Source organism: Coriobacteriia bacterium (genome assembly GCA_034370385.1).
Classification (GTDB): domain Bacteria; phylum Actinomycetota; class Coriobacteriia; order Anaerosomatales; family PHET01; genus JAXMKZ01.
The window spans coordinates 77588-101513 of record JAXMKZ010000044.1 but is presented as its reverse complement, the minus strand read 5'-3'; the positions used below and the strand labels follow the sequence as shown (position 1 = coordinate 101513).

Sequence of the window (23926 nt, the reverse complement as noted above, 5' to 3'; positions counted from 1 at the left end):
TGACGGCCCTGGCGGTGCCCCTCTGGAACTCTCCCGCTCCACACCTGCAATGGACCGCGCCCCGCCCGTGAGATCCCTTGTCCGGGAAACCCGACGAGCCCTGCGCTGAATCGGGGGTCATCCGATCCGCGTGAACCGTATCAGGCGGGTCTTACCGCTTCCTTACCGCGCACATACCGGTTACCACCCGTCGCTAGCAAAGCCCATAGTCGTCGTAGCGCGGGCTGTCCTCCATGACGAGGATCTCTTGATAGAGCGCCATGGTCTGCGACGACGGATCGAGCCCCAGATCCTCTGAAAGCCGCCCGCGGCACTGGAGGAACGTCTCGATAGCGCCGCTGCGCTGCCCGGCGGAGATGTGGCACCTGAGCGCCAGCTGGTAGACATCCTCGCGCAGGGGGTCTGCTGCCAGTGCGCGCCGCGCGTAGACGAGGGCCTCACACGGATCGTCGCGCTCCAGCAGGAGCTCGGCCGCACGCGTCATCGCGTCGACGAACTGAAGCCGATAGTGGTCCCGCAGCGGGGCGAACCAGTCGTCGTAGATGTCTCCCGGCAGCAGGTCGCCTCGGTAGACGGTTGCCAGCAGCACGTAGCCGCCAAGCGCCCTATCGGTGTCGCCGGCGGCCTCTGCGACCCGCGCCGCCCCCAAGGCCTCCTCGAACTCGTCTATGTCGGAGCGCGCCACGTCGCTCACGACCCGGAGCCGCCCGCCCTTGTTCTCGAGGTAGGGGCACTTCGTCGCACGAGTCGTTGGCCCCATGAGCGCTTGCTTCATGGCACTCCAGACGACGTAGAGGTTGTTGCGCGCCCGCTCCTCGTCAAGATCGGGCCATAGGTGCTCAAAGATCTGTTCGCGCGGAACGTCGTGGCCGCGCTTGACCACGAGCATGGCAAACAGCAGTCGGGCCTTTCTCTTGGGCCAGTCACGCTCGCCCACGGTCCGATCCCCGACGACGACATCGAGACCGCCGAGCAGTCGGACGCGGCAGATTGGCTCGCCGTTGCGCCGCTCGAGCATCCCGAAGCCGGTCTCGCCAAGCGTGCGCATGCCCAGCGCCCGCCATTCGTCGGCGTCCAGCCACGCGCGGCACGCCCTCAGCCCGCGCTCAGCGTACTCCGGGAGGACCATTCGTAGCATGTGGACAGGAAGACGCTTCACTGTCACGGCTGCGGCAAGCATCCCGAGCAGTCCCGGAAAGGCTCGACAGTACATCGCCATCTGCCAGTTGGAGCTCTCAGACAGGATGTGCTCGGCGTGCCCGGCGAGCCGAGCGACCCCTGCTTCTACTTCGCCGTCGATGCGATCGCATTCGGCGAGGATCATCGCCGCCCGCAGGGCGTGGTAGCGGTTGCGGCCGAAACCCTCCGCTTCCACGGTGGCGACCCAGCGACGAGCCGCGTCGCAATCGCCAAGCGACAGCAGGGACGCAGCGACTTCGAGGGCCGCGAGACGACGGTATCCCATGTAGTCGACGACGCAGAGGTGCTCGTAGGCCCTCTCAGCCGCTGCGAGGGATTCATCCCGCTCGCCAGCCGCGCGCAGCACGGTGGAGATGTAGACCCTGTTGCCGGCCAGGTCGGCTTCAGAGCCCATCTCGGATGACGCGTGAATGCACTGGACAACCAGTTCGAGCGCCTGATCGACATCGCCCTTTCCAGCGAGGACGCAGAGCATAAGTGCCGAGTACCGAGCGAACGCATCTTCAATACCAGATGAGACCGCAGCGGAGAGTAGTGCCCCGGCACGTGCTAACCGCCCTGTCTCCATGAGTGCGAGCCCTAGGTTCCCACGTATCAGCGCGAACTCCCGCATCCAGACACGCGTTCGCGGGATCATGACTGCTAGATCAGCTGCCAGCACGTCGTAGCCGCCGGTGCACAACGACAGGATGCTCGCCCGGGCGTGCTCCCAGCGAAGGCGCTCGTAGTCGGAAACATCCAGCGCGAACGCCGTCGAAGAGAGGGCGTCCACGGCGGCGTACGCTTCCTGGGCACGACCGAAGTAGGCCTCCACGCAAGCCGCAGCCACGGACTCGGCTAGCGACCTGGTCCGCCTGTCGTCACCATCTTGCCGAATCACGGTTGCGGCCTCTTCAAAGCGCTGAAGACCCGACAACGCATCTATCAGCGTCACCCGCGCCCGTGACGCGACATCGGAGTCGCCATCCACGGCACACAGCCTGAGGCATGCCCTGGCTTTGGCCACCGCATCCTCCAGCAAGCCGGACCGATAGAGCGCCAGGGCCCACATGCCGACCAGGCAGGCGTGCTCCATCATCACGTGCACGGGAAGGTCGTCCATGATCTGCAGTAGCTCCCTGACCTTCGCGTCCGACTCGAACGCAACCGCGTCGCGAATCAGCAATGCCGCCGTCAGCTCAGGTACCCCGCACACCCCGATCGCCCGCAGCGCTCCTTCGTGGTCGCCCGCCTCGACGAGGGCCGGCACGACGGCACTGAGGACGCACTCCGTCTCGTCCCTTCCCTCCGAACGGAACGCCTCGACAACGGCGGCCGTGACCGTCGTCGAATAATCCTCCGACTGATGCAGCCCCTCGAGCTCAGGAAACGCGGTCTCGGGACTACGGCGCACCGGCGCCCGGCAATCGGGGACGACTGATCCCATCAACACCCGGTTGTAGAGCCGCAGCCGAGCATCCCACGAGCTCCCCAACACATGGCGTATGAGCCAGTCAGTGAGCCCATGCCCAGCGTCACCGAACTCGGTCGTATCGTGGACGGCAAGGCGCTTGATCACCTCAGGGTGGCCCGCTGCAAGCGCCGCCAAGCGGGGGCCCGCACTCGTCTCGATTCCGAACGAGGCCATCAGCGACGTAGCCTCCTTGCCCGAGAACCTCAGCTCGGCCACCCCTACGCACTGTGGGAGCCGGCTGCCCGGCGAGGCGTCGGAAGGGAACGGGCAGCGAGTGGTGACCACCAAGCGAGCACCCAAGCTCGCTAGGCGCGGTTGGAGCTCCATCAGCCCGTGAAGGCCATGCTCGCCAAGATACAGATCGTCGAGCACGACGATGCCAGACCCCGCCTTCTTGGGATCCAAGCACGCCCGCTCTCGCGCCCCCTCGACAGCTCCCAGCACCAGCTGCTCTGATACTGAATTCCCCGCAGCGTCGAGCCAGCACGTCCATCCGTTGAACCGCGCAGCATAGTGGGACGCGACCACGGTCTTTCCCCATCCCGGCGGCGCGGCAATCACACACGGGCGTCCGCCGGCCGAGTCGATCACTCGGTCCAATCTCACCCTGCGCGCCAACGAGGAGTAGTCGGGCGGCAGTGTGCACGCAGCATGTCCTGGCACGTCGAGACCTCCGCTCAGCCTGAAGGGGCGCCGCTTGCACATGGCGGCACCCAACCTGCCAGGCCTTCAGCCCTCTGACACAAGAGTATCGGAGTGCCCCCGAGCGGTGCCAGTGCTGGCCTGCCACGAGCCCCGCCCGGGGGAACCCTCGCAAGACTCCTTGAGTTCGAACGGCTACTTGACGGCCCTGGCGGTGCCCCTCTGGAACTCTCCCGCTCCACACCTGCAATGGACCGCGTCCCGCCCGTGAGATCCCTTATCCGGGAAACCCGCCGAGCCCTGCGCTGAATCGGGGGTCTTCCGATCCGCGTGAACCGTATCAGGCGGGTCTTACCACTTTCTTACCGGATCCGTGCGACCTCGCTGCCTCGATCGAGATGGACGGTAACTGCCTTGGCGCGGGCCGTCCCGATGCCAAGAGAACGCTGGCATGGTGCCGTGGTCCGCGACGACGGATCGAACCCGGAATCTTCCGAGAATCCCTCTTTGCGCTGGAGGAACGTCTCGACGGCGCCGCTGCGCCGCCTAAAGTCCATCGCGGCAAGGTGCCCCAGTATCCCGCGTGCGCGGCCGAAGCGAGGGTCCCACCCGTTCCGAATGTTGCGCAAAGAAGGACCACCCGCCGACTATACTGCCCCAGTTCTCTTGGTCAGCGAATAGGCTCAACGTCCAGCGCGGCCTGTGCCCGTTGTGGATCCATTCATGCCGGCCACGCTGCCTGCGACTATGAACACCATTACACCTATCCCGAGGAGGATATCGCCCAAGCTGAGCAGGTACGCACCGCTCGGGACTGGCAGCACATCGCCCAAGAACAGCAGGCTGGTCCCAATAGTGCCGGTCCGATAGAAGAAGGCACCTGAATCAAGAACGGCGCCGCCAGCAGCTACATAGGGCATGCCCTCGTTTGCCAATACGACGGTAAGGTTGGCGGCAATGCCCAGTATCGCGACCCCTATTCCAGGCAACTTCGCATCCGGAATCAACGTCGCAAGCAGCGCGAGGGAGGCCAGGCCCCAGAAGAAGACGGCCCAATCATGGGCTGCGCCATCCCAGAAGGGCAGTCGCCCGCGAAAGATGCTCTGACCGACGAAGAGTAGTGCGATTAGAAGCTCGTGACTGAGCCTGACCTGGGCGAGATTCGCGAACTTGCCGCCAGCCGCCCATGCGATCAGCAGCGCCCACGCGATCGCGCCAGCGGCAATCATCGAACCGCGGGTACTTGGTAGCCCAACGAAAGAGCGGCGCCCACTGCGGACGCCTTGACGGACCACGGGACGATGTCTGCGAGCGACGACACACTCCCCGCGCCGTACGCTCCGTGAGCAGCGTCATCGATGTCGCTGGCGAGGCCGACCACGAAAGCCGCCCGTACGTCAGCCGCGGAAGCGGACGCCTCCTCCGGCACGTGCCCGTCGAACACGCGCATCACGCGAACGACATCCTCGAAGAAGTCAACGCCCTCCAGGAGTTGCGATGAAGTCGTCGGCGTATAGTCGGCGGCCCCCTGCTCTCGAATTCTTGCTATGTCATGGAGAAGCGCAGCGTAGCTCACGCGCTCGATCTCCTTGCTTGGGAACGAGCACCTGATCGCTATTGCCCGCGCTATCGAGGCGGTTCTCTCGGCGTGACCGTGCCGATTCACGTCAGCGGCCTCGGCCGCCTCAACGAGCACCTCCACCGTCATCCGGTATGTCTCCTTCTCGCCCAGAAGCAGCCGATACGACTGACGAATGAGAAGGAGCAGGGCGACGGCTGTGACCAGACTCCACGACTGCATGTGCGGATAGACCACGGCAACGAGCGCGGCGGTCGAGAACTGAGCGAGCACAAGGGGCGCCTGCAGAGATAAGCCGCCCAGCACCTGTCGTCGAAGTGAACGGCGACTCCGCAGCGCCTCAGCGGTCTGACGTGCGAGCATCTCCGCCACGACGTAAACGGCTATGACGCCGAGTGTCTTGGCCCATCCCCCAAGTGATGCCCCCTCGACTGCACGCAGCAGTACCGCGACGGCGACCAGCCCCGCTACCCGCGATGCAAGCCCCGACAGCACACGTACGCCGCGACCAGCAAGGTGCCGGGCAATCATGGCAACTAGTGCTGCACCTAGGATCACCGGAACCGCAGCCCAGAAACCCAGCGCAAGCAGTGCCGCCGCCTCCAGCGCCCCGGTTACTCCAACCGAGTCGCCCCTAGGCAGGGAGATGTCGAAGTATCCGAGCAGTGCAATTGCCACCGCGAACCACAACGCTTCAAGGGTCGGCAACTGCTGCAGCGCGGCAAGGACCTCGGTAGACAAGAGACTCGTCAAGTTCACGACCCCATCACCGCCTCGACCTCAACCGGCAATTGCGAGCCGCCGACCACCGCGTGTTGAGGCTCCGGCACACCCACCCTGTGCTCGATGAATGCGCGCACCACATCTTGGTCAAACTGACTGCCGGCACCGCCCACGAGTTCGGCGGTCGCCTCTTCCCGTGACAGCGCCCGACGATACGGTCGATGCGTGGTCATGGCGTCATATGCATCTGCGACCGCAAGAATCCTCGGAGCGAGCGGGATGGCCACATCGACAAGCCCGCGAGGGTATCCGCTGCCGTCCAGGCGCTCGTGGTGCATGAGGACATTCTCCGCAAGCTTGTTCAGCGTCGGAATCACCTCCACCATGTGCGCGCCACGCTCTGGGTGCAGTCTAATCAGTTCCGCTTCCTCCGCCGACAGCGGGCCCTGCTTGGATAGCACGCTCGATGCAACTGACAGCTTGCCGATGTCGTGAAGCAGGGCCGATCGGAACAGTCGGTCCAACGAGGATGGCTCCATTCCCATTGCCTCGCCAAGCGACTTTGAGTATCCGGCGACACGCTCGGAATGCCCACGCGTATACGGGTCCTTCGCCTCCAGAGCGAAGACAAGGGATTTCACTGTGTCGAGATAGACCTCCTGCATGTACGAGTAGCGCTGGTAGACCTGGCGCGCCAAGAAGAGCGGAATTACGAAGAGCGGCAGGGCCACGACGGATATCGCAAGCACCTGAGCCATCAGGAAGCCAACGAAGGCAAGCGGAATCTGTGTGGGGAGAGCCCACCCCATCGAACGCAGCGTGGAGCCCACGGTACCTTGGCCCTTCAGACTCAGCCCGACCGATACCAGAACCATGTTCGCTCCGGCGGAAACCGTCGCAAGACCGAGCAAAGGAACCAGGCTGTCCGCGAAAGACCGCGCGTCCCACGGGATAAGCTCACCGCCGGACGCAAGCGGCTGCCCCCCTAGGGAGAAGTAGACGAACGAGCCCAGCAGTGTCGCAACCACCAACTGGCTCACGTTGAAGATGATGACTTCCAGCGTCTGACCGCGGCGTATGTCGGAAACGCTCACGCCAGAGACCGCGGCGACAGCGGCGCCCGGCACCGGGCCAAGCAGGACGACCGCTGCAAGGCTCAAGGGATACGACAGCCCAACATTGATGTCGGCAATCTCTGCGGTGTAGTTCTCCGAGACAAACACCCCGAGGACAAGGAGAACCAACAGACCCCATGCATCGAAGCCGCGCGCAGCATCCGAAAACAGAACGGTCAGCAGAAGCCCGGCTCCTGCAAGAACGACAACGAAGACTCGGAAGGGGCGAGGGGCTCGAGTCTCATCACTCATGCGGCACACCTCGCCCCTCCAAGTCGGACGGACCGGCGACGATCACATCTACCGAATCTTGAAGTAGGCGCCATTGGCCAGCACGACGGCTGCCAGCGACGCGAGAAGTACAAGAATTCGCTGCATGGTGAGAAGACCCCCTTTGTGGATTCAAGGTTCTGGTCTTCTCCCATCCCGCTAGTGATGGAAGAACGCTGTCCGCTCCGCTCGTGGTAGTGCGTACAGTGTTTGTTTCACGAAGCATGGCGCCGGTCCAAGAGGAAGGCTATTCGGTTGTCAGTAAACCGATGCGACGATTGATCGCATCGAGGGTTGCCCGGACTATCGAGTCCTTGTCGTTCTGCCGCACAAGCGCCGAGCCTGAGTACGACTGCTCACCGTTCGGCGTCACCAGCGTCACGCAGGCGACGGCGACTCGCTCGCGACCGAGCTGCAACACAGAGACGTCTTCAAGCGCGAAGGTGGTCCCATCCGGCGCATACATCGCCACGGCATCGAGCGCCGCCAGTGCGACGTGTCTGATGCGACCGGTCGTGCTTGCGGCGCCTGAAGCGCGACCCGTGTACTCCTCGCCGCCGATCTCGAGAGTGACAGCGGCTGATGCCTGAACGCCGGACACCGATGCGTTGATGCTCACGATGCGAGGACGAACGGCGCTTGGGCGCTCTGGATTGACCTCTTCGGGCGGCAGGAATTCGCTGCCGAGCTGGGCGATTGAGATCTTGCGGTGGTCGACAGGCAACCCGAAGCGCGCCATGAGTGCGGACTCGATGTCACGGACCAGCTGCTTAGGGGACTTGGAAGGGAGCGCGACCACGTGAATCTCGGTGATGTTGCCCTCAGGGGCCACCACTACACGCGCGGCCTTGATCTCACCTATCTGTGATAGCGCGAACTCGATGTCTTGTGCGCGGATGCGTCCTACGCTCTGCTCCATGCGGACAGGCCCCTCTGCTGCGGTGAATGCTATGTTGCCCCAGACCTGAGCCTCGCGACCTCCACGAAACTACGCGTAGCGTAAGTGTGCGATTCGTCACATGTCAACCAGGGTATGAATCGTGTTCTGTGTTCGGCTCACGCAGCGGGGCACCCCAAGGGGCGCCCCGCGCGATCGTCGTGCGATGATTCTGGGTCTACGCCCGCGGCTGAATCAGGCCGTAGTCGCCATTCTGCCGGCGATACATGACGTTCAGGGTGCCTTCCTCTGCGTGGTTGAACACGAAGAAGTCGTGACCCAAGAGCTCCAGCTGGAGTATCGCCTCTTCCTCGCTCATCGGCTTGGTATCGACAAGCTTCTTGCGCACAACTTGACCCTCCGGCTCTGGCTCGAGCGGCGGACCGCCTATCTCCTCGACGCCAGGTGCCGTCTTGACGGACGTCTTGCCGCTCCGACGGTCAAGGAGCTTCGCCTTGAACTTACGCATCTGACGCTCGAGCTTCTCGCTGACAAGATCGATGGCGGCGTACATGTCAGGTGCGGCTTCCTCGGCCCTGACGACGACGCCCTTCATGCGGGCCGTGACCTCTGCCACATCCCGGTTCTTGTTCGCCGGGTTCTTCTCGACATGAAGCACCACGTCGACAGTCATCTCGTCACGGTCATGAATCATCGCGGCCTTGCTGATCTTCTCCTCCGCATAAGCGCGGATCGAATCCGTCACTGGCATGTGCCGTCCGGTGATATTGATCTGCATCGCCAATGCCTCCTCGTCGGGATAGGACCTCTCTAGTGAGAAGATACCCCTCTGAGGGCGTCTGCCGATGCAGATTCGCGTCGCGGTTTCACTCGCGCCGGAGAATCAGGTGATGTGGCCCAAGAAGTCCTTCGTGCGGTCCGAGGTCGGGTGATCGAATACCTCGGTCGGAGAACCCTGCTCGACGATCACGCCTTCATCCATGAAGACGACCCTGTCGGCGACATCCCGGGCGAAGCCCATCTCGTGCGTGACGACCATCATCGTCATCCCCGCCTTGGCAAGCAGCTTCATGACATCGAGGACTCCGCGTACGAGCTCGGGGTCAAGCGCCGACGTGGCCTCGTCGAAGAGCATCACATGGGGGTCCATCGCCAAGGCTCGCGCGATGGCTACGCGCTGCTGCTGGCCACCCGAAAGCTGCGAGGGGTAGGAGTCGATCTTGTCGCCGAGTCCTACCAGCCTGAGCTGCTCCTCGGCCTTGGCTGCCGCCTCGGCCTTAGAGCGCTTGAGGACCTTCTGCTGCGCCAGCATGACGTTGCCCTTGGCCGTCAGGTGCGGAAACAGGTTGAAGGACTGGAACACCATGCCGATGCGTTCGCGCACCGCATTGATGTTGGTCTTCTTGGCGGTCACCTCGATGTCCTCGAACCAGATCTCGCCACCGGTTGATTCTTCAAGGCGGTTCACACAACGCAGCAGCGTCGACTTGCCCGAACCCGACGGACCGAGGATGACGACCACCTCGCCCTTGGTCACCTCAAGGTCGACGCCCTTCAGCACCTCGAGCTCGCCGAAGGCTTTGTGCAGGTTCTTGATTCGTACGATGGCCTGATCGCCGCCCTTACGAGCGGGAACGTGTGTCTCGGTCATCGCCATCACCTGCCGGTCTGTCGTTGATTGAGGGGGATCAAGTCACTGTGTGCGACGACATGCTCGGCGTCTATCGCGGGGGCGTCGATAGTCGGCGGTCGCTTGCCGCCTCCCCCGCCTTCGGACTCCGCCAACCTGTCTTCCAGGCGGCCCACAAGCCGACCGAGCGGAATCGTAAGCAACAGGTAGAAGCCCGCAGCGACCATGTACGCGGACTGGTTGAACGTGCTCGCAACGTACTGTCTGGAACGCATGGTCATCTCGGCCACGCCGACGGCGGCGAGCATGGAGGTGTCTTTGAACAGCAGGATGAACTCACTCATGAGCGTGGGAAGGATGCGGCGAATGGTCTGGGGGATGATGACGAACGTCATCGCCTGGGGTGTACTCATCCCGAGCGAGCGCGCGGCCTCGGTCTGTCCCTTCGGAATCGACTGGATGCCGGCGCGGAAAATCTCGGCCATATACGCGGCGGAGTTGAGCGATAGAACGAAGAACGCCCGCAGGTAGATGGTGGCGTCCATCCCAAACAGCAGCGGCTCCTTGACCGCCGGAACCTCCTTGATCAACGTCTGGTAGAACGGCAGGAGCGTCAGGCCGAAGTAGACGATCAGTATCTGCAAGAAGAGCGGAGTGCCGCGAACGACATCGATGTAGAACGTCGCCATCCACCTGATCGGGCGACGCCTCGACATCTTCATGAAGGCGAGCAGAAGCCCTCCAGGTATGCCGAGGAAGAACGAGCCGACGCCGATGAACACCGAGACCGGGAAGGCCGCGAGGATGATCGGGAACGCTTCGACCATGTGGCCGACGTCGAAGAATATGTCCTTGATCGTCTGGAGAGACTCGATCAGCGCATCCACGCCATGTGCTCCTTGCAGCGACTATCGGGTGGAGAAGAGAGGGCCGACGACCGTGGCCGCCGGCCCTCATCTAGTGTCTAGGCGTCCGTAGTCCCTAGGGGATGGACAGCGGCTCAGCGCCGAACCACTTCTTGTAGATCTCGACGTACGTGCCGTCGGTCTTGATCTCAGCAAGGGCGCCGTTGACAGCGTCACGCAGGGCGACGTTGTCCTTGTTGAACGCGAAGCCGTACTGCTCGCCGGTCGGAATCTCGGCGACGACCTTGGCCTTGCGGGCCTCGTCCTTGACGACATCCTGTGAGATCGGCGCGTCGTTGATGACGCCGACGATGTCGCCAGCGGACAGCGCGTTGAACGCGGCGAGAATGTCATCGTACGGGGTCACGACGATACCCTTGGGGGCGAGATTGTCGGTGGCCCACTTCTCGCCGGTGGTTCCGGACTGCACGCCGACCCGGTCACCGCTCTTCAGATCGTCCACGGTCATGACCGCTGAATCGGCGGCAACGGCGAGCGACTGGTTCGAGTTGATGTAGGGATCCGAGAAGTCGATGGCTTCCTTGCGCTCGTCCGTGATCGTCATAGCGGATGCGATCATGTCGAACTCGGTTCCGGCCTGCATGCCGGCGATGAGCGCATCGAACTTGTAGGTCTTGAACTCGACCCCGACGCCCAGCCTCTCGCCGACGGCATTCATCATGTCAACGTCGAAACCCTCGGTCACGCCATTGACGACGTTCTCAAACGGCGGGTAGGCCGTATCGGAACCGACGATGATCTTGCCCTCGGTGATCGTGGTGAAGGCAGGTGCCTCGGCGGCGGGCTCGGCGGCGGGCTCCTCAGCGGGCTCCTCGGCACCACACCCGGCAAGGCCCATCAGGCCAAGCGCAAGCATCAGTGCGAGCAGAAGCGAGAGCAGTTTACGACTCTTCAACATCATTCCTCCTCGTTCACGGTTGTCTGTCCCCTCGCGCCACAACCATCGGCGGCGCTTGCGAATCACAGTGCATAATCATACACCTCTTCTGCACGCCCGCGAGCCTGTTCCAGCGTATGCAAACGGGCAGTAATGGTATGCATTCACGTCGCTGATTCATGCAGGCGGACGCATCGGCTGTATACGAAACGAGCGTCCTAGGGCGCGGAGGTGGATGCCTCGGATGCCGGCAGCGACAGCTCGGGAAGCTCCCCCACCCACTTGCGCCGCAGCGTGTCGAGCACACCATCAGCAGCCAACACGTCCAGTGCCTCGCGAACCGCATCACCAAGTGCCGTCGCCTCGGAACCCGTCGCAACAGAGAGCGGTGAGGAGTCTCTGAGCTGTCCGGCGTAGTGCACGGTGGGCAGATCCCGCGCGATGTAGGCCGCAACGAACGCGTCTCCTGCCACGAGTTCGATCTCGTCGCGATCAAGCGCTTCGAGTGCCTCGCGCAGCGTGCCGTAGGACTCGACAGCCTCCTCGCCGAGCTCGTTTATGAGCGTCCAATACGCAAGGCTGTCCTGCTGAGCGCCGATGAGCTCAACGTCAAGGGTGTCGAGCGTGAGTGAGGGCTCCACGGATTGCGTGGAGCCCGTCGAGACGAAGAAGGCAGGCCCGTTGGTCGCATACGTGCCGGAGAGCGCCAGCGAGGAAAGCTGCGGACCGTCAAGTGGCACGGACAGCACCACGTCGACGGAGCCATCGGCGAGAGCCGTCGCCGCATCTGACGGCTTCACGTCCACGACGGTAAGGGTCAGACCGAGCTTGTCGGCGAGCGCCGCCGCCACATCCACATCAAGCCCCGCCTCGCGCCCGGCATCGACGCCCCCGAAGGGCGGAGTGGAGAGATCGATACCGGCGGTGAGCGTGCCCGCGGTGATGATCGCGGGAGGTGCCACCATCGGCGTCGGCTCGGGCTCGCTGGGCTTCGCGCACCCGGCAACGAGCAGGGCGCCTGCGAGCATCATGACCGCGAGTACAGGTACGAGCCGTCTCATGCCGCCCCCTTGTGTCTCCGGAGTGCTTCCGCCCGGCTGACCTGGTCTTTGACCCCACACTCGCATACCGGGGCGTTCGCTTGATGCAATCTCACTAGTGACCCTCTCGCCCGCCAGCCTGGATGGCCGGACCGAACGGTACGACTTACCCCTAAGACGCGCCATGCTCGCGCGACGCCACGAAGGCGCCGGCTTACGTGGGTCCTTTGGGCCGCGTCTACCATGGACTAGGGTGCTTGCGCACCCGCAACCACAGACCCGGGCGGAAGCGAGTGCGATTCTAGCACGCCGGACATCGCGCACGGCACAGCGCCTCACCACGCCCGGGCCAGCACCGCCGCTCGGACCGCCCCGGCACCCGCCGACAGGATCGCCTCGGCAGCGGCGTCAAGCGTGGCGCCCGTCGTCAACACATCGTCGACGATCAGCACGCGCGCTCCGACGGGCAGCTCCGCGTTCGCTACGGCGAACGTCCCGGCGGCGTTGCTGGCCCGATCGGCCTTGTCCAGCACACGCTGGTCACGGGCTCGCCCCCTGGTCAGGATCGCTCGCGGCTCAAGCCCGAACTCCTCGGCGACCGGAGCGGCGATCCCCCACCCGTGGTCAAAGCCGCGTCGCCTCATCGCAGCAGCCGTGGCCGGAACCCAGGTGACCACATCCGGCCACTGCGGCCACGCGCGGAGAGCAACGTGGGCGAGCATCCGGCCGAGCACCGCGCCAAGACGCCGCTCGCTCGCGTCCTTGTGGATGACGACGCTCCGAGCCAGTGCTCCGTCAAGCACGCCCAGCGACACGCACGCCTCGAATGCGAACTCGCTTCGCCAGCATTCAGTGCACACGAGAAACCCGAAGGGGGCGCCACACCGCGGGCAGGCATAGGTAGGCTCCACGCGCGGCAGCGAAGCGTCGCAGGCCTCGCACAACAGCGCTCCGGGCATCTCGCACCCGGCACACCGGGTCGGCGCGAACAACTCGGCTACTCCGTGTAGAAATGGCAAGGCGCCGCCCTTCGTTCAGCGACGCGCGGGCGAGGTTAGCCGACTACCGCCTGAATCAGCGGGATGGTCACCGCCGACAGCACGGTCGTCGTGAAGATCGCCGAGGCGATGAAGTCCGAGTCGAGCCCGAAGCGCTCACCCACCACGAGGGTGAGCATCATCGTCGGCATGCCCGCCTGCAATGTCGCAACCTGCAGTGCCTGACCACTCAGCATCACATCACCGACGAGCAGCGCGATCATCGGTGCCAGCGCCAGCCGCACCACGGAGACCAGCCCGACGTCGACGGCACCGCGCACGAGCGAGCGGGGTTTGAGAGCGAGCCCCACGGACAGCATGATGAGTGGCGCCACGAGATTAGCGAGCAGGTCCAACCCGGAACTTACCGCGCTCGGAATCGGCAGGGGCCGCGCGATCAGCCCCGCCGCAAGAGCGATCACCGCCGGGAAGGTGAGAAGCTCGCGAACCAGGTTGACTCGCGTGTTCCCGCCGCCGAGCCGGGCCGCGACAGGCAGCCCGATCAGGACCAGGGCGAACACCGTCCCGAACACGTCGGAGAACACCGCCATCGGGACAGCGGCGGCGCCGAGAACCGCTGCCGCCACCGGGTAGCCGATGAACCCCGTGTTGCCGAAGGCGGCAGCGAGGAGAAATGCTCCCCTGCGCTGCGGATCGTGGGCGCGCACGCGCGAGAGCACCCAGGCGATACCGAACGCCGCAGCGAACGCGATCCAGGCCACGGCGACCACCCGCCAGACATCGCCGCCGAGCTCAGCGCCACGGACGGCCTGGAAGATGAACACCGGAAGACCCACGTAGACGATAACCGCGTTGAGCGTCTTGGCATCCTCGGCGCGCAGAACTCGAAATGCCCTCAGAAGCGCCCCGACCCCGACGATCGCGGCAAACGTGAGGATCGTCGACGTAAGGACGCTCGGCTGCACCAGCGGTCCCTAGCGCTCGAGATCGAGTTCGTGCAGGCAACCCGAGCCAATACAGTGCACGGCGAGCGCCATCTCATAGTCAGGTTCCGGACGGATCACGCCACGCTCGGTGATGAAGGCGGTGATGTACTCGCCGGGTGTCACGTCGAACGCGGGGTTGTAGATCTCGACCCCCGGAGGCGTCGTCTTGAACCATGCATCGAAGCTGTATCCTCCGCCCTTGCGCTCCAGGAGCATCTGATGCCCCTTCTGCAGCGGTACCTGGTACGCGCCTTCCTTCGTGAGCAGGTCGAATGCCCGTGACGCGTCTTTGCTGTCCGGATCGAAGACGCCCGAGACCGTGACTCCTTCGACCTCGCGCGGGTCACGTTCCTCGATCACGATCTGCGAACCGTCCGACAGGGTGAGGTCAACCGTCGAGGAGGGAGCCGCGACGTAGAACGGGATGTCGTGGGCCTTGGCAAGCACGGCGAGTCCGTAGGTGCCGATCTTGTTCGCCGTGTCGCCGTTGGCGCAGATGCGATCGGCGCCCACGATGACCGCGTCGACCCACCCGTTCTTCATCACCGCCGCTGCCATGCTGTCGGTGATAAGCGCGCTCGGCACGCCGGCCACCATGAGCTCCCATGCAGTCAGGCGTCCGCCCTGGTTGACGGGACGCGTCTCGTCGACCCACACGTGCTCGATCTTGCCCTGCTCGTGCGCGGCGAACACGACGCCAAGCGCGGTACCGAAGTACGCCGTGGCGAGCGATCCGGCGTTGCAGTGCGTGAGTATCTTCGCCTTCTCGGGGAGAAGCGCCGCGCCGAAGTCCCCCAGAATGCGGTTGCGGGCCTCGTCCTCGTCAACCATGCTCGCGGCCTCTTGCACGATCAGTTCGCGCAGATCCTCGAGCGGCTTGTCACCGTTCTTGAACGCGAAGACGCGCATGCGCTCTGCGCCCCAGCGTAGGTTGACGGCGGTCGGACGGGCAGCGGTTATCTCATCCACGACCTCGACGAGACGATCGAGGTACTCGTTGGGATCGTCGTACTGAACGCCCTCTGTCTCGCTCCACAGCCCGACGGCCAGTGCCGCTGCGACGCCCAGCGCGGGTGCGCCGCGTACTGCGAGCGACTTGATGGCCACGATCACTCCGTCGTAGGTATTGCAGGCCAGCACGTCACCTTGCAGCGGCAGCCGCGTCTGGTCGATGAGATAGACGACCGGGCGGCCTGATGTCTCGTCCTCGCCCCACCAGATGGTCTTCGGGATGTCGTTGATGGCCATGCGATTCTCCTTGGCGTGTCGCGTGCGTGACGGCGAATAGGATAGCAGCGAATGCAAAGAGGGCGAGCCCGCGGGCGTACGAACGAGCGCCCCGGGCGGGTATGCCAAAGGCGCTCGATTACTCAGTATATGCGCGGAATCGAACCTTCTAGCAGGTGCCCTCTTCCCAAGAGCACAGGTACTTCTCCTGCTCCTCGGTCAGCACGTCGATGTGCACGCCCATCGACGCGAGCTTGAGCGCGGCGATCATCTGATCGATCTCCTCGGGCACGTCATAGACGCCCGGCTCGAGCTCGGCGGCCGCGGCAGCCATGTACTCGGCGCACAGGGCCTGGTTCGCGAAGCTCATGTCCATCACATTGGCAGGGTGACCCTCGGCGCACGCCAGGTTGACCAAGCGGCCGTCGGCGAGCAGGAAGATCTTACGCCCGCTCTCCATCACGAACTCCTCGACCAACGGACGAACCTCGCGGTTCGAGACGGCCATCTCACGCAGCTTGGGGATGTTGATCTCGGCGTTGAAGTGGCCCGAGTTGCAGATGATCGCGCCGTCCTTCATCACGTCGAACATCGCGACGTCGATGACGTTGATGTCGCCGGTGACCGTGACCCACACATCGCAGATCTTGGCGGCCTCGACGGCGGGCATCACGCGGTAGCCGTCCATGACAGCCTCGAGCGCCTTGAGCGGATCGATCTCACAGACGACTACGTTGGAGCCCATGCCGCTCGCACGCATCGCGATGCCGCGGCCACACCAGCCGTAGCCGGACACGACGAGCGTGCGGCCGGCGAGCAGCCGGTTCGTGGCGCGGATGATGCCGTCGAGCGTGGACTGGCCGGTACCGTAGCGGTTATCGAAGAGGTGCTTCGTCATGGCCTCGTTGACCGCGACGATGGGGTACTTCAGCGCGCCGTCCTCGGCCATGGCGGCCAGGCGGATCACGCCGGTCGTGGTCTCCTCGGTACCGCCGATGATGTGCTCGAGCTTCTCGGGGAACTCGGCGTGGATGCGGCCGACGACGTCCGCGCCGTCGTCCATCGTCATCTGCGGGTTGTGCTCGATGGCGGCGTCGATGTGCGCGTAGTAGCTCTCGGTATCCTCGCCCTTGATGGCGTAGGTGCGGATGCCGTAGTGCTGCACGAGCGCCGCGGCCACGTCGTCCTGGGTCGAGAGCGGGTTGCTCGCGCACAGCACGATGTCAGCGCCGCCGGCGGCCAGCGTGCGCATCAGGTTCGCGGTCTCGGTGGTGACGTGCAGACACGCGCTGATGCGGATGCCGTCGAGCGGCTTCTCGGTCTCGAAGCGGTCGCGGATGCTGGCCAGAACGGGCATGTCGGCATCCGCCCACTCGATGCGCGCCTTGCCGGCATCGGCGAGCGAGAGGTCCTTTACGTGGTGATCCATCATGATTCCCTTCGATACGTGGCGCGCGCGTCGTTGCGCCGCCCCGGTCATTCACAGCCGAGAGAGTATAGCAGCGTCGAAGGGCGCCGCGTGTGACCGGCACCCGCGTCCACCGGGAATCCCTCGCGTGATGAGTCAGTTGGTGACGGTGACCTTGCAGGTCATGCGAACTCCGTTGCGGACGGCGACGATCGTCGCCGTCCCCCGTCCGCGCCCGGTCACGACGCCGGTGCTGCCGACCGTGGCTACGGCACGATTCGTACTGGACCACCGAATCACACCCGATCCGCCAGTGACCTTCAGGGTCTGGCGCGCACCGCGCCGAAGCGACGTCTTCGTCCTACTCAATCGCGGATTCGTCACAACCACTTGGGAGGTCATCGATGCTCCTCCTCGGACCGCCTTGATCTCAGTCCAACCAGCCTTGCGCCCGGTCACGACGCCATCGGAGTTCACGGATGCGATGGCGGGATTCGCGCTGCTCCATATCGCAGAGCCCGAGCCGCCTAGGATCGTGAGAGTCTGCTTGGTCGCGAGCGGAAGGGATAGCTCGATTCGGTTGAGCATCGAGTCGACGGGAGTGACGAAGACGCTCTCGCGCCAAGACGGGACGTAGCCCTCGCCGCCGGAATCATATGCGTAGTTGTAGCCGATGCTGGCGTAGGCGAGTCCGAGGCGCTCGTTCACGCGAACCCCCGCCGGAGTCCATTTGTACGACGGCATCGAGCTGGTTCTGGTCGCCCCCGTTACCGTGTCATAGACGCGCAGCGTTCCGTTGGTGGTTGTCATCAGGACGATGTTCCTGCCCTCATCCACGGCGAGTCCCGTGAGGGGTTCCGAGGCGAATCGACGCAAGACCCGGAGCGTCGATCCATCCAACTCATAGACGCCGAAGCCATCATCTGGGGTCGCGAAATCACCCATGGTCGTGACGTAGACGCGGGCGGTGCGCTCGTTCGCCGCAACGAAGTACTGAGCCTCGGAAGCGGCTACCGGCAGTTCGATTGTCAGCGCGCCGAGCGTGCTCTCGTCGACAACAGAAAGGCCCGAGTCCAAGACCAGCACATAGACTTGTCTCGCCCTCGTGTCTACCGCGATGGCGGCCGGATAGCTCGCGGACGGAAGCGCGACGCGGGCGACGACTTGATTACTGCTGCAGTCGATGACCTCCAGGAAGTTGCGCGTTCCACCTTCATCGGAGTACTCACTGGACAAGGCATACAATCGACCCGTAAGTTCGTTCACAACCGGGGCGAGGTACGACAATCCCCTGAAGCTCATGGTCTGAACCGCACCCGTCGCTCCACTGACTGCGCTTATCGCATGCCTGCTGTCGTCCTCCTCGCTGTGACTGACGTAGGCCACCCCTGTTGCCTCGTTGACCGTCACCCCCGTCGGAGAGTCTCCGACGGGAACCGTTCGTACGTAGTACGTTGTGCCATCGATGATGCTCAGGGTGCCCGAGCCGTAGTTCGCAACGAAGATCCGGTTCGCGCGAGTGTCAACAGCGACAGCGGTAGGACGCAATCCGACACCGATAGACGTCACTGAGTTGGTCACACCGTCGATGATCGCAACAGAGTTCGACGAGGGGTACGCCACATAGGTCTTGTTCGTCACCTCGTTCACAGCGATGCCGGCTGGAACCTTGCCCCGCATCAGGAAGGCTGCTTCGGCCGTCTCAGGCGACGTCGCAATCGAAGCCGTGGCCAGCATGGCCACCGCCAGCACGCCTCTTGCGCAGATTCGAATTGTCTTAGATCCGGACCATTCCATCCAAGTCCCCCCGTTTCTTGAGCATTCGCTCGATTACCACGGTGATGTCTCCGTCGTAGTCCCCGTAGATTCCCGAGACGCCTTCTCCGCTGCTCTGGGCTAGTGGTACCTACCCTCAAGCTTCAGCCGCTCGTAGTGCTTCGGGTCGCGCTGCTTGATGGGGCGCGCCGGGTTGCCGCCGGCCACGGTCAGCGGCTCGATGCGACCTGCGACCACCGCACCCGCAGCAATGATGGCGCCTTCGCCAATGGAGGCACCGGGCAGCACAAGGACGTCGTCGCCGAACCACACGTTCTCGCCGATAGTGACGGGTTTGCGCACGACCTCGCTGTCGTACGGCAGTGCGGTCGCGCCCTCCCAGCGGTGGTTCACGGTGATGATCTTGCAGCCGCGCCCGGAGTGAAAGTTGTCGCCGAAGGTCACGCCGCCATCGCCGTGAACGGTCATGCCGTTGAAGTGGCAGTTTGCGCCGATGCGCACGGTGCGGCCCGGCATCTGTGTGCGACCGTTCACGCGCAAGCCCGGTCCCGCCTCGGCCGCGCGCAGCCTCACAAGCGACGTCCAGTAGGCTCGCGCCCACGCGCGCCGAGCGGGCTTCGTGAACCCGCCCACCTTGCCCGCGATGCGATGCCAGATGCCGAACAGTGCCTCGAGCAACGTGCGTCCCTTCCCTATTCCGACGTAAACCGCCCGAGTACCGCCTCGAGCAGGTCACTCATCGCTTCGGCGGCGTCGCGTCCGGCCTGGAGCACCTCCGCGTGGCTGAGCTCGGCTCCTCCCGCCACGTTCGTCACGAGTGAGAGTCCCAGCACGCGCAGCCCGAGCGCCCGTGCGGCGATGACCTCGGGTACGGTAGACATGCCCACGGTGTGGGCCCCGGTGCGACGCAGGTACTCCACCTCGGCGGGCGTCTCATAGCTCGGGCCGAGGAGTCCCGCGTATACGACCTCGGTGAGCTTCAGCCCGGCGCGGTCAGCCTCCTCGCGCGCGATCGCTCGCAACGCCGGGTCGTAGGCGTCGCCCATCGGCACGAACGGGGTGCCGCCGGGCGGCCCGGGCCATCCCACGAGCGGGTTATCGCCCGTGAGGTTGATGTGATCGGCGATAAGCGTGACGGAGCCGGAACGCAGCGACGGGTCGATGCCGCCCGCGGCGTTCGTGACGACGATGGTCTCGCACCCGAGCGCCGCCGCAAGGCGCGAAGGCCACGCCGCATCGAGCGCGGTCACACCCTGGTAGCGGTGCACGCGGCCGAGAAACGCCACGACCGGCGCTCCGGCCAGCGTGCCGACGACGAGCTCCCCGGCATGCCCGGCCACCCCCGCCTTCGGACGCGGGTGGCTCGCAAGCTCGGCGAACGGGATGCGTGCCGCGACGTCCATGCGGTCGGCGAGCATCCCCAGGCCGCTGCCCAGAACCAGCGCCACCCGAGGCGAGACCCCGCTGGCGAGAATGCGCTCGACATCGACCTGGTCTACCGCGAGCGTGTCGTTCATCGCGACTCCCCTCCTGCGACCTCGGACAGCGCCGCTGCCATCGCGGCAGCTTGACCTTGTCGGCTGTACCGGGCCACGGCTTCCCCATCGGGCTCGCTCAGTACGTTCCCCTTCGCCTTGAGTTCGGCGAGCCGCACGAGTTCGCGCGCAAGGGCCTCGACGTCGTCCGGGTGGATGACGCTGCCACCGCAGGTCTCGGCGAGGACCGCTGCGGGCATCCCGTCATCCGGACCCACGATGAGCACCGGCATGCCCATGCCGAGGTACTCATAGAGCTTGGCGGGGCACGACCCGGCCGCGCCGGGCATGTCGGCGATCAGCAGCACGCCGACATCAGCGCGCGCCGTGCGCTCAAGCGCTTCGCGATGCGGCAGGTAGCTGGTGAGCACCACCTCGTCGCTCAACCCGGCCGCTTCGATGCTCGCCTCAAGCCCGTCGGGCCACGAACCCACGATCTCGAAGCGAATCTCCGAGTCCGAGAGCTCGCGTGCGCGCGCAAGGGCGGTCAACAGCGGCGCCGGATCCGAGTGCCCCGCGTACACCTTGCCCATGAAGACAAGCGTCAGCGGGCCCGAGGAGTCGGGAGCGTGCGCCGGCAGGTCGCTCGCATCGAAGCCGTTGGCGATCACGCGCGTGGCGCGGGCACCGAAGCGGCGGGCCTCCTCGCCGATCGCCGGAGCGGTACACGTCACGAGGTCGGCCACGGGCAGAGTCTTGCGCTCGATCCGATTCGACAGCCAGCGATGAAACGCGGTGGGCATGCGCACCACGGGGTTCGTGTCCCAGCCGTCGCGCATGTCGAGTATCAGTGGCACACCAAGTCGGCGAGCGACGCGCGCGCCTACTACAAGCGAGGAGAACGGCGGACCTGTCGCGACGACGGCATCGACACCCGCTTCGCGCCCGAGCTGCTCGGCCGCACGGACCGCGCTGGAGCGCCAGAAGGCGGCGTCGTCGGGCACGGCGATGAAGCGGGCGATGCGGCTGGAAAGCGGCGTGCGAGTGACCCCGCGCGGCGCGGGAGCGCTGCCGACAGGCGCGGCGGGCGTGCCCGAGCGCCCGCGCACCTTGCGTGCGAGGCGCTTCGCAGGCTCGATGGCGGCGGCGACCGCTGCGGCGACATGTCGGTGCGGGATGCGCCGGACCTCGACGCCGACGACCTCGGCAAGCAGCGACTCATCGCGAGATCGCCGCGCGACCGGCTCGGCGGTCAGCACAAACGGCGTCCACCCTGATTCCGGCAGGTAGCGGCACATCTTCGCCCAGCGCTGCACGCCACCGCCGCCCGCGGGCGGGAACTCGTAGGTGATGACGAGGACCTTACGCACGTCGGCCGCCTTTGCCGCCGAGGCCCTCGTACGCCGCTACGAGCCGTCCCGCCGCGGCCTCCCAGTTCAGGTGCTCCTCGACGATCGCGCGGCCGCGCGCCCCCATCTCGGCGGCAAGCGAGGGATCGTCCTTGAGCCGCACCAGAACCGCCTCGACAGCGGCATCAGACGCCTCGACCGCGAATCCGATGCGCTCGGCCTCCACGTACTCGCCGACCCAGGTTCCAGAGCTGACGAGCGAGGGCAGCCCGCAGGCCATCGCCTCCATCACCTTGACCGGCATGTGGATGCGCGCGTTGCCCACCGCGGCGTCGTAGAGCGTGTAGACGCAGTCCTGACCGCGATACAGCGCGGGAATCTCGTCGTAGTTCACGCGCCCGATCACGGTGACGCGCGGCTTGCCCTCTGCGTGGCGAGCAACCTCCTCGGCCCCCACCCCGCCGCCGGCGAGCAGACACGTCATATCCTCGTGGCGCTCGACGATGTCGACGAGCAGCTTGAGCGAGTCGGTGTAACGCTTCTGGCCGATGTAGCACACGGCGAAGGGCCGGTCACCACGCGGCTCGCCGTCGGGCGAGTAGCGATCGAGGTCCGGCGCGTTATCGACTACGACCACCGGGCCATCGAAGCTCCGACGGTAACGATCGGCCATACCCTCCCAGGCGAGCACGACGAGCGAGGCTCGCTTCAGGCCCTGCCTCTCGACGCGGTCGACGCCCGCGCGCACGAGCGGCCCGATCACCGGCTTGCGCGGCACGACGCGCGATTCGCGATACAACTCGTGGAAGTCGAGCACGAGGTGAGCGCCCGAGTCCTCTACTGCAGCGAGGCCTGCGGGCACGGTGTCCATGTCGTGGCAGTGCACGGCGCTCGGCGAGAGTTCGCGTGCCCGCGCGGCGGCGGCGTCCCAGAACGCGCGGTACAGCGGGAGCGCCTTGGGGCCGGAGCCGTGGTTCGCGCGCGGTCCGAGGCGCTCGATGGCGATGCCGCTGCGCACCTCGCGCTCGGGCGCGGCGCCTGCGCGGTCCCAAGCCAGCACGGTAACGCGCCAGCCGGCGGCGATGAGCGCGACCGCTTCCTTCTCGACGCGCGGGTCGGTCACGAAGTCGTTCGTGAGCAGCATGACCACACTGCGCTCGCTCACTTGGCCCCTCCGCTCGCCGGCCGCAGGGTCAGGCCGCGATAGACGTCCAGCAGCCGCTCGCGCTCCAGTCCCCAGTGGTGGCGCGCCAGTGCGGCCTCGCGAGCGCGCGCGCCGATGGTGGCCAGCGGCTCCTCGCCATCCAGAAGCTCGCGGACTGCGGCGACGATCGATGCGGGATCGAGGGGGTCGGCGATGAGCGTGCCGACGCGCTCGTCGCGCACGACCGCCGCCATCTCGGGAAGGTCACTGGCGACGACGGGCACGCCCACCATCATGTCCTCGAAGAGCTTGTTGGGGGCCGCGTAGACGTACGAGAGGCACGAGCCGACGATCGGGATGAGACCGGCATCGGCGCTCGCGGTGTAGCGCATCATCGTCGCGTACGGCACGGCCCCGACAAGGTGCACGCGATCGCTCAGGTCGAGTTCGGTCACGCGGGCCGACAGCGTGTCGGCGAGCGCGCCCCATCCGACAAGCGCCAGCGCGCAGTCGGGCAGCTCGACCATCGCCTGCACCAGTTCGGGCAACCCGCGGTTCGGGGCGAGGATTCCCTGATAGATCAGCAGGTAGCGCGCGCTGTCACCGAGCATCGCGGCGCGCCACGGTTCGTTGCGCTCCACTACCTCGACGCGCTCGGGGACGTTTCTCACGACCACCGGGCGCTCGATGTCATAGGTGCATGCAAGGATGTCGGCACGCCCGTGATCGCTCGTGATGTTTGCGGCCGCGCGGCGGATGAAGAAGCCCTCGTACGCGGGCGCAAGCACCTTCCACCATCGTTTGGAGGTCCATGGCCAGTTCCGATGCAAGTTCAACTCATCAGAGTCATACACGAGTACCGCTCCGCGGCGCTTCGCTGCGAGCCAGCTCACCAGCAGCGGATAGATGTCGCGCGGGTTGTAGACGTCGGCGTCCTCGGCAAGCGCAGCACGATACGTGCGCCACACCGCCTCGACGAAGCGGGCCGGGCGCGTCCAGCGCGGCCACTGGCGCGACTTGAGCTCCACGCGGCGCACGACGTAGCCATCGCGCTCCTCGAACGCGGGCGTCTCGGCGTCCTTGATGGCGACGAGCACGACGTCCCAGCCGTCGGCGGCCAGCGTGCGTGCCGAACGGTCGACGCGCGCCAGATAGCGCGACGAGTTGTACTGCACGATGCAGACCTTGCGGCGAGAAGCCACGTTGCAGC

20 protein-coding genes are annotated in these 23926 nt (G+C 65.3%); all 20 read right to left on the bottom strand.

Annotated elements, in window-relative coordinates:
* Positions 1-193: 193 nt before the first annotated feature.
* Positions 194-3316: a BTAD domain-containing putative transcriptional regulator gene (locus U1E26_09345; protein MDZ4169847.1), complete on the bottom strand. Its 3123-nt coding sequence runs from the start codon at positions 3314-3316 to the stop codon at positions 194-196.
* 662 nt (positions 3317-3978) lie between these two features.
* The gene (locus tag U1E26_09340) at positions 3979-4524 is read right to left on the bottom strand and encodes a DUF5317 family protein (GenBank protein MDZ4169846.1); all 546 of its coding nucleotides are present in this window, start codon (positions 4522-4524) and stop codon (positions 3979-3981) included.
* On the bottom strand, positions 4521-5615 hold the full coding sequence (locus tag U1E26_09335) for a hypothetical protein (GenBank protein MDZ4169845.1): 1095 nt from the start codon (positions 5613-5615) through the stop codon (positions 4521-4523). Before U1E26_09335 ends, U1E26_09340 begins: the two co-directional genes overlap by 4 nt.
* Before the next feature lie 14 nt (positions 5616-5629).
* The gene (locus U1E26_09330; GenBank protein MDZ4169844.1) at positions 5630-6964 is read right to left on the bottom strand and encodes an HD-GYP domain-containing protein; all 1335 of its coding nucleotides are present in this window, start codon (positions 6962-6964) and stop codon (positions 5630-5632) included.
* Between the two features lie 265 nt (positions 6965-7229).
* Positions 7230-7901 (bottom strand): hypothetical protein, encoded by a 672-nt coding sequence (locus tag U1E26_09325; protein ID MDZ4169843.1) that lies wholly within the window; start codon positions 7899-7901, stop codon positions 7230-7232.
* Between the two features lie 196 nt (positions 7902-8097).
* A complete protein-coding gene (raiA, locus tag U1E26_09320; protein MDZ4169842.1) occupies positions 8098-8658 on the bottom strand; it encodes a ribosome-associated translation inhibitor RaiA in 561 nt (186 codons plus the stop codon).
* A 105-nt stretch (positions 8659-8763) separates the two neighbouring features.
* Positions 8764-9531 (bottom strand): amino acid ABC transporter ATP-binding protein, encoded by a 768-nt coding sequence (locus tag U1E26_09315; protein MDZ4169841.1) that lies wholly within the window; start codon positions 9529-9531, stop codon positions 8764-8766.
* A gap of 5 nt (positions 9532-9536) precedes the next feature.
* Complete coding sequence (locus U1E26_09310; GenBank protein MDZ4169840.1) at positions 9537-10397, bottom strand: amino acid ABC transporter permease; 861 nt, start codon at positions 10395-10397, stop codon at positions 9537-9539.
* Positions 10398-10491: 94 nt separating this feature from the next.
* On the bottom strand, positions 10492-11334 hold the full coding sequence (locus U1E26_09305) for a basic amino acid ABC transporter substrate-binding protein (GenBank protein ID MDZ4169839.1): 843 nt from the start codon (positions 11332-11334) through the stop codon (positions 10492-10494).
* Between the two features lie 197 nt (positions 11335-11531).
* Complete coding sequence (locus tag U1E26_09300) at positions 11532-12374, bottom strand: transporter substrate-binding domain-containing protein (protein MDZ4169838.1); 843 nt, start codon at positions 12372-12374, stop codon at positions 11532-11534.
* A 314-nt stretch (positions 12375-12688) separates the two neighbouring features.
* Complete coding sequence (locus tag U1E26_09295) at positions 12689-13372, bottom strand: phosphoribosyltransferase family protein (protein ID MDZ4169837.1); 684 nt, start codon at positions 13370-13372, stop codon at positions 12689-12691.
* Positions 13373-13407: 35 nt separating this feature from the next.
* Positions 13408-14316, bottom strand: a complete 909-nt coding sequence (locus U1E26_09290) for an AEC family transporter (protein MDZ4169836.1) — start codon at positions 14314-14316, stop codon at positions 13408-13410.
* A 9-nt stretch (positions 14317-14325) separates the two neighbouring features.
* Positions 14326-15585: an S-methyl-5-thioribose-1-phosphate isomerase gene (gene mtnA / locus U1E26_09285; protein ID MDZ4169835.1), complete on the bottom strand. Its 1260-nt coding sequence runs from the start codon at positions 15583-15585 to the stop codon at positions 14326-14328.
* Between the two features lie 148 nt (positions 15586-15733).
* Complete coding sequence (gene ahcY, locus U1E26_09280; GenBank protein MDZ4169834.1) at positions 15734-16993, bottom strand: adenosylhomocysteinase; 1260 nt, start codon at positions 16991-16993, stop codon at positions 15734-15736.
* A 135-nt stretch (positions 16994-17128) separates the two neighbouring features.
* Positions 17129-18709, bottom strand: a complete 1581-nt coding sequence (locus tag U1E26_09275; GenBank protein MDZ4169833.1) for an Ig-like domain-containing protein — start codon at positions 18707-18709, stop codon at positions 17129-17131.
* 159 nt (positions 18710-18868) lie between these two features.
* Positions 18869-19426: a DapH/DapD/GlmU-related protein gene (locus U1E26_09270; GenBank protein ID MDZ4169832.1), complete on the bottom strand. Its 558-nt coding sequence runs from the start codon at positions 19424-19426 to the stop codon at positions 18869-18871.
* 14 nt (positions 19427-19440) lie between these two features.
* A complete protein-coding gene (locus U1E26_09265) occupies positions 19441-20265 on the bottom strand; it encodes a purine-nucleoside phosphorylase (GenBank protein MDZ4169831.1) in 825 nt (274 codons plus the stop codon).
* The gene (locus U1E26_09260; protein MDZ4169830.1) at positions 20262-21593 is read right to left on the bottom strand and encodes a glycosyltransferase; all 1332 of its coding nucleotides are present in this window, start codon (positions 21591-21593) and stop codon (positions 20262-20264) included. The genes U1E26_09265 and U1E26_09260 overlap by 4 nt, the downstream gene beginning before the upstream one ends.
* Positions 21586-22737, bottom strand: coding sequence for a glycosyltransferase (locus U1E26_09255; GenBank protein MDZ4169829.1), 1152 nt, complete (start codon positions 22735-22737; stop codon positions 21586-21588). The genes U1E26_09260 and U1E26_09255 overlap by 8 nt, the downstream gene beginning before the upstream one ends.
* Positions 22734-23891: a glycosyltransferase gene (locus U1E26_09250; GenBank protein ID MDZ4169828.1), complete on the bottom strand. Its 1158-nt coding sequence runs from the start codon at positions 23889-23891 to the stop codon at positions 22734-22736. Before U1E26_09250 ends, U1E26_09255 begins: the two co-directional genes overlap by 4 nt.
* Positions 23892-23926: the final 35 nt, after the last annotated feature.

Bases quoted from the DNA above. Each gene is read 5' to 3' on its own strand.
- ahcY (MDZ4169834.1), bottom strand. From the start codon at position 16,993: ATGGATCACCACGTAAAGGACCTCTCGCTCGCCGATGCCGGCAAGGCG.
- U1E26_09325 (MDZ4169843.1), bottom strand. From the start codon at position 7,901: ATGGAGCAGAGCGTAGGACGCATCCGCGCACAAGACATCGAGTTCGCG.
- U1E26_09305 (MDZ4169839.1), bottom strand. From the start codon at position 11,334: ATGTTGAAGAGTCGTAAACTGCTCTCGCTTCTGCTCGCACTGATGCTT.
- raiA (MDZ4169842.1), bottom strand. From the start codon at position 8,658: ATGCAGATCAATATCACCGGACGGCACATGCCAGTGACGGATTCGATC.
- mtnA (MDZ4169835.1), bottom strand. From the start codon at position 15,585: ATGGCCATCAACGACATCCCGAAGACCATCTGGTGGGGCGAGGACGAG.
- U1E26_09265 (MDZ4169831.1), bottom strand. From the start codon at position 20,265: ATGAACGACACGCTCGCGGTAGACCAGGTCGATGTCGAGCGCATTCTC.
- U1E26_09300 (MDZ4169838.1), bottom strand. From the start codon at position 12,374: ATGAGACGGCTCGTACCTGTACTCGCGGTCATGATGCTCGCAGGCGCC.
- U1E26_09330 (MDZ4169844.1), bottom strand. From the start codon at position 6,964: ATGAGTGATGAGACTCGAGCCCCTCGCCCCTTCCGAGTCTTCGTTGTC.
- U1E26_09275 (MDZ4169833.1), bottom strand. From the start codon at position 18,709: ATGCTGGCCACGGCTTCGATTGCGACGTCGCCTGAGACGGCCGAAGCA.
- U1E26_09340 (MDZ4169846.1), bottom strand. From the start codon at position 4,524: ATGATTGCCGCTGGCGCGATCGCGTGGGCGCTGCTGATCGCATGGGCG.
- U1E26_09315 (MDZ4169841.1), bottom strand. From the start codon at position 9,531: ATGACCGAGACACACGTTCCCGCTCGTAAGGGCGGCGATCAGGCCATC.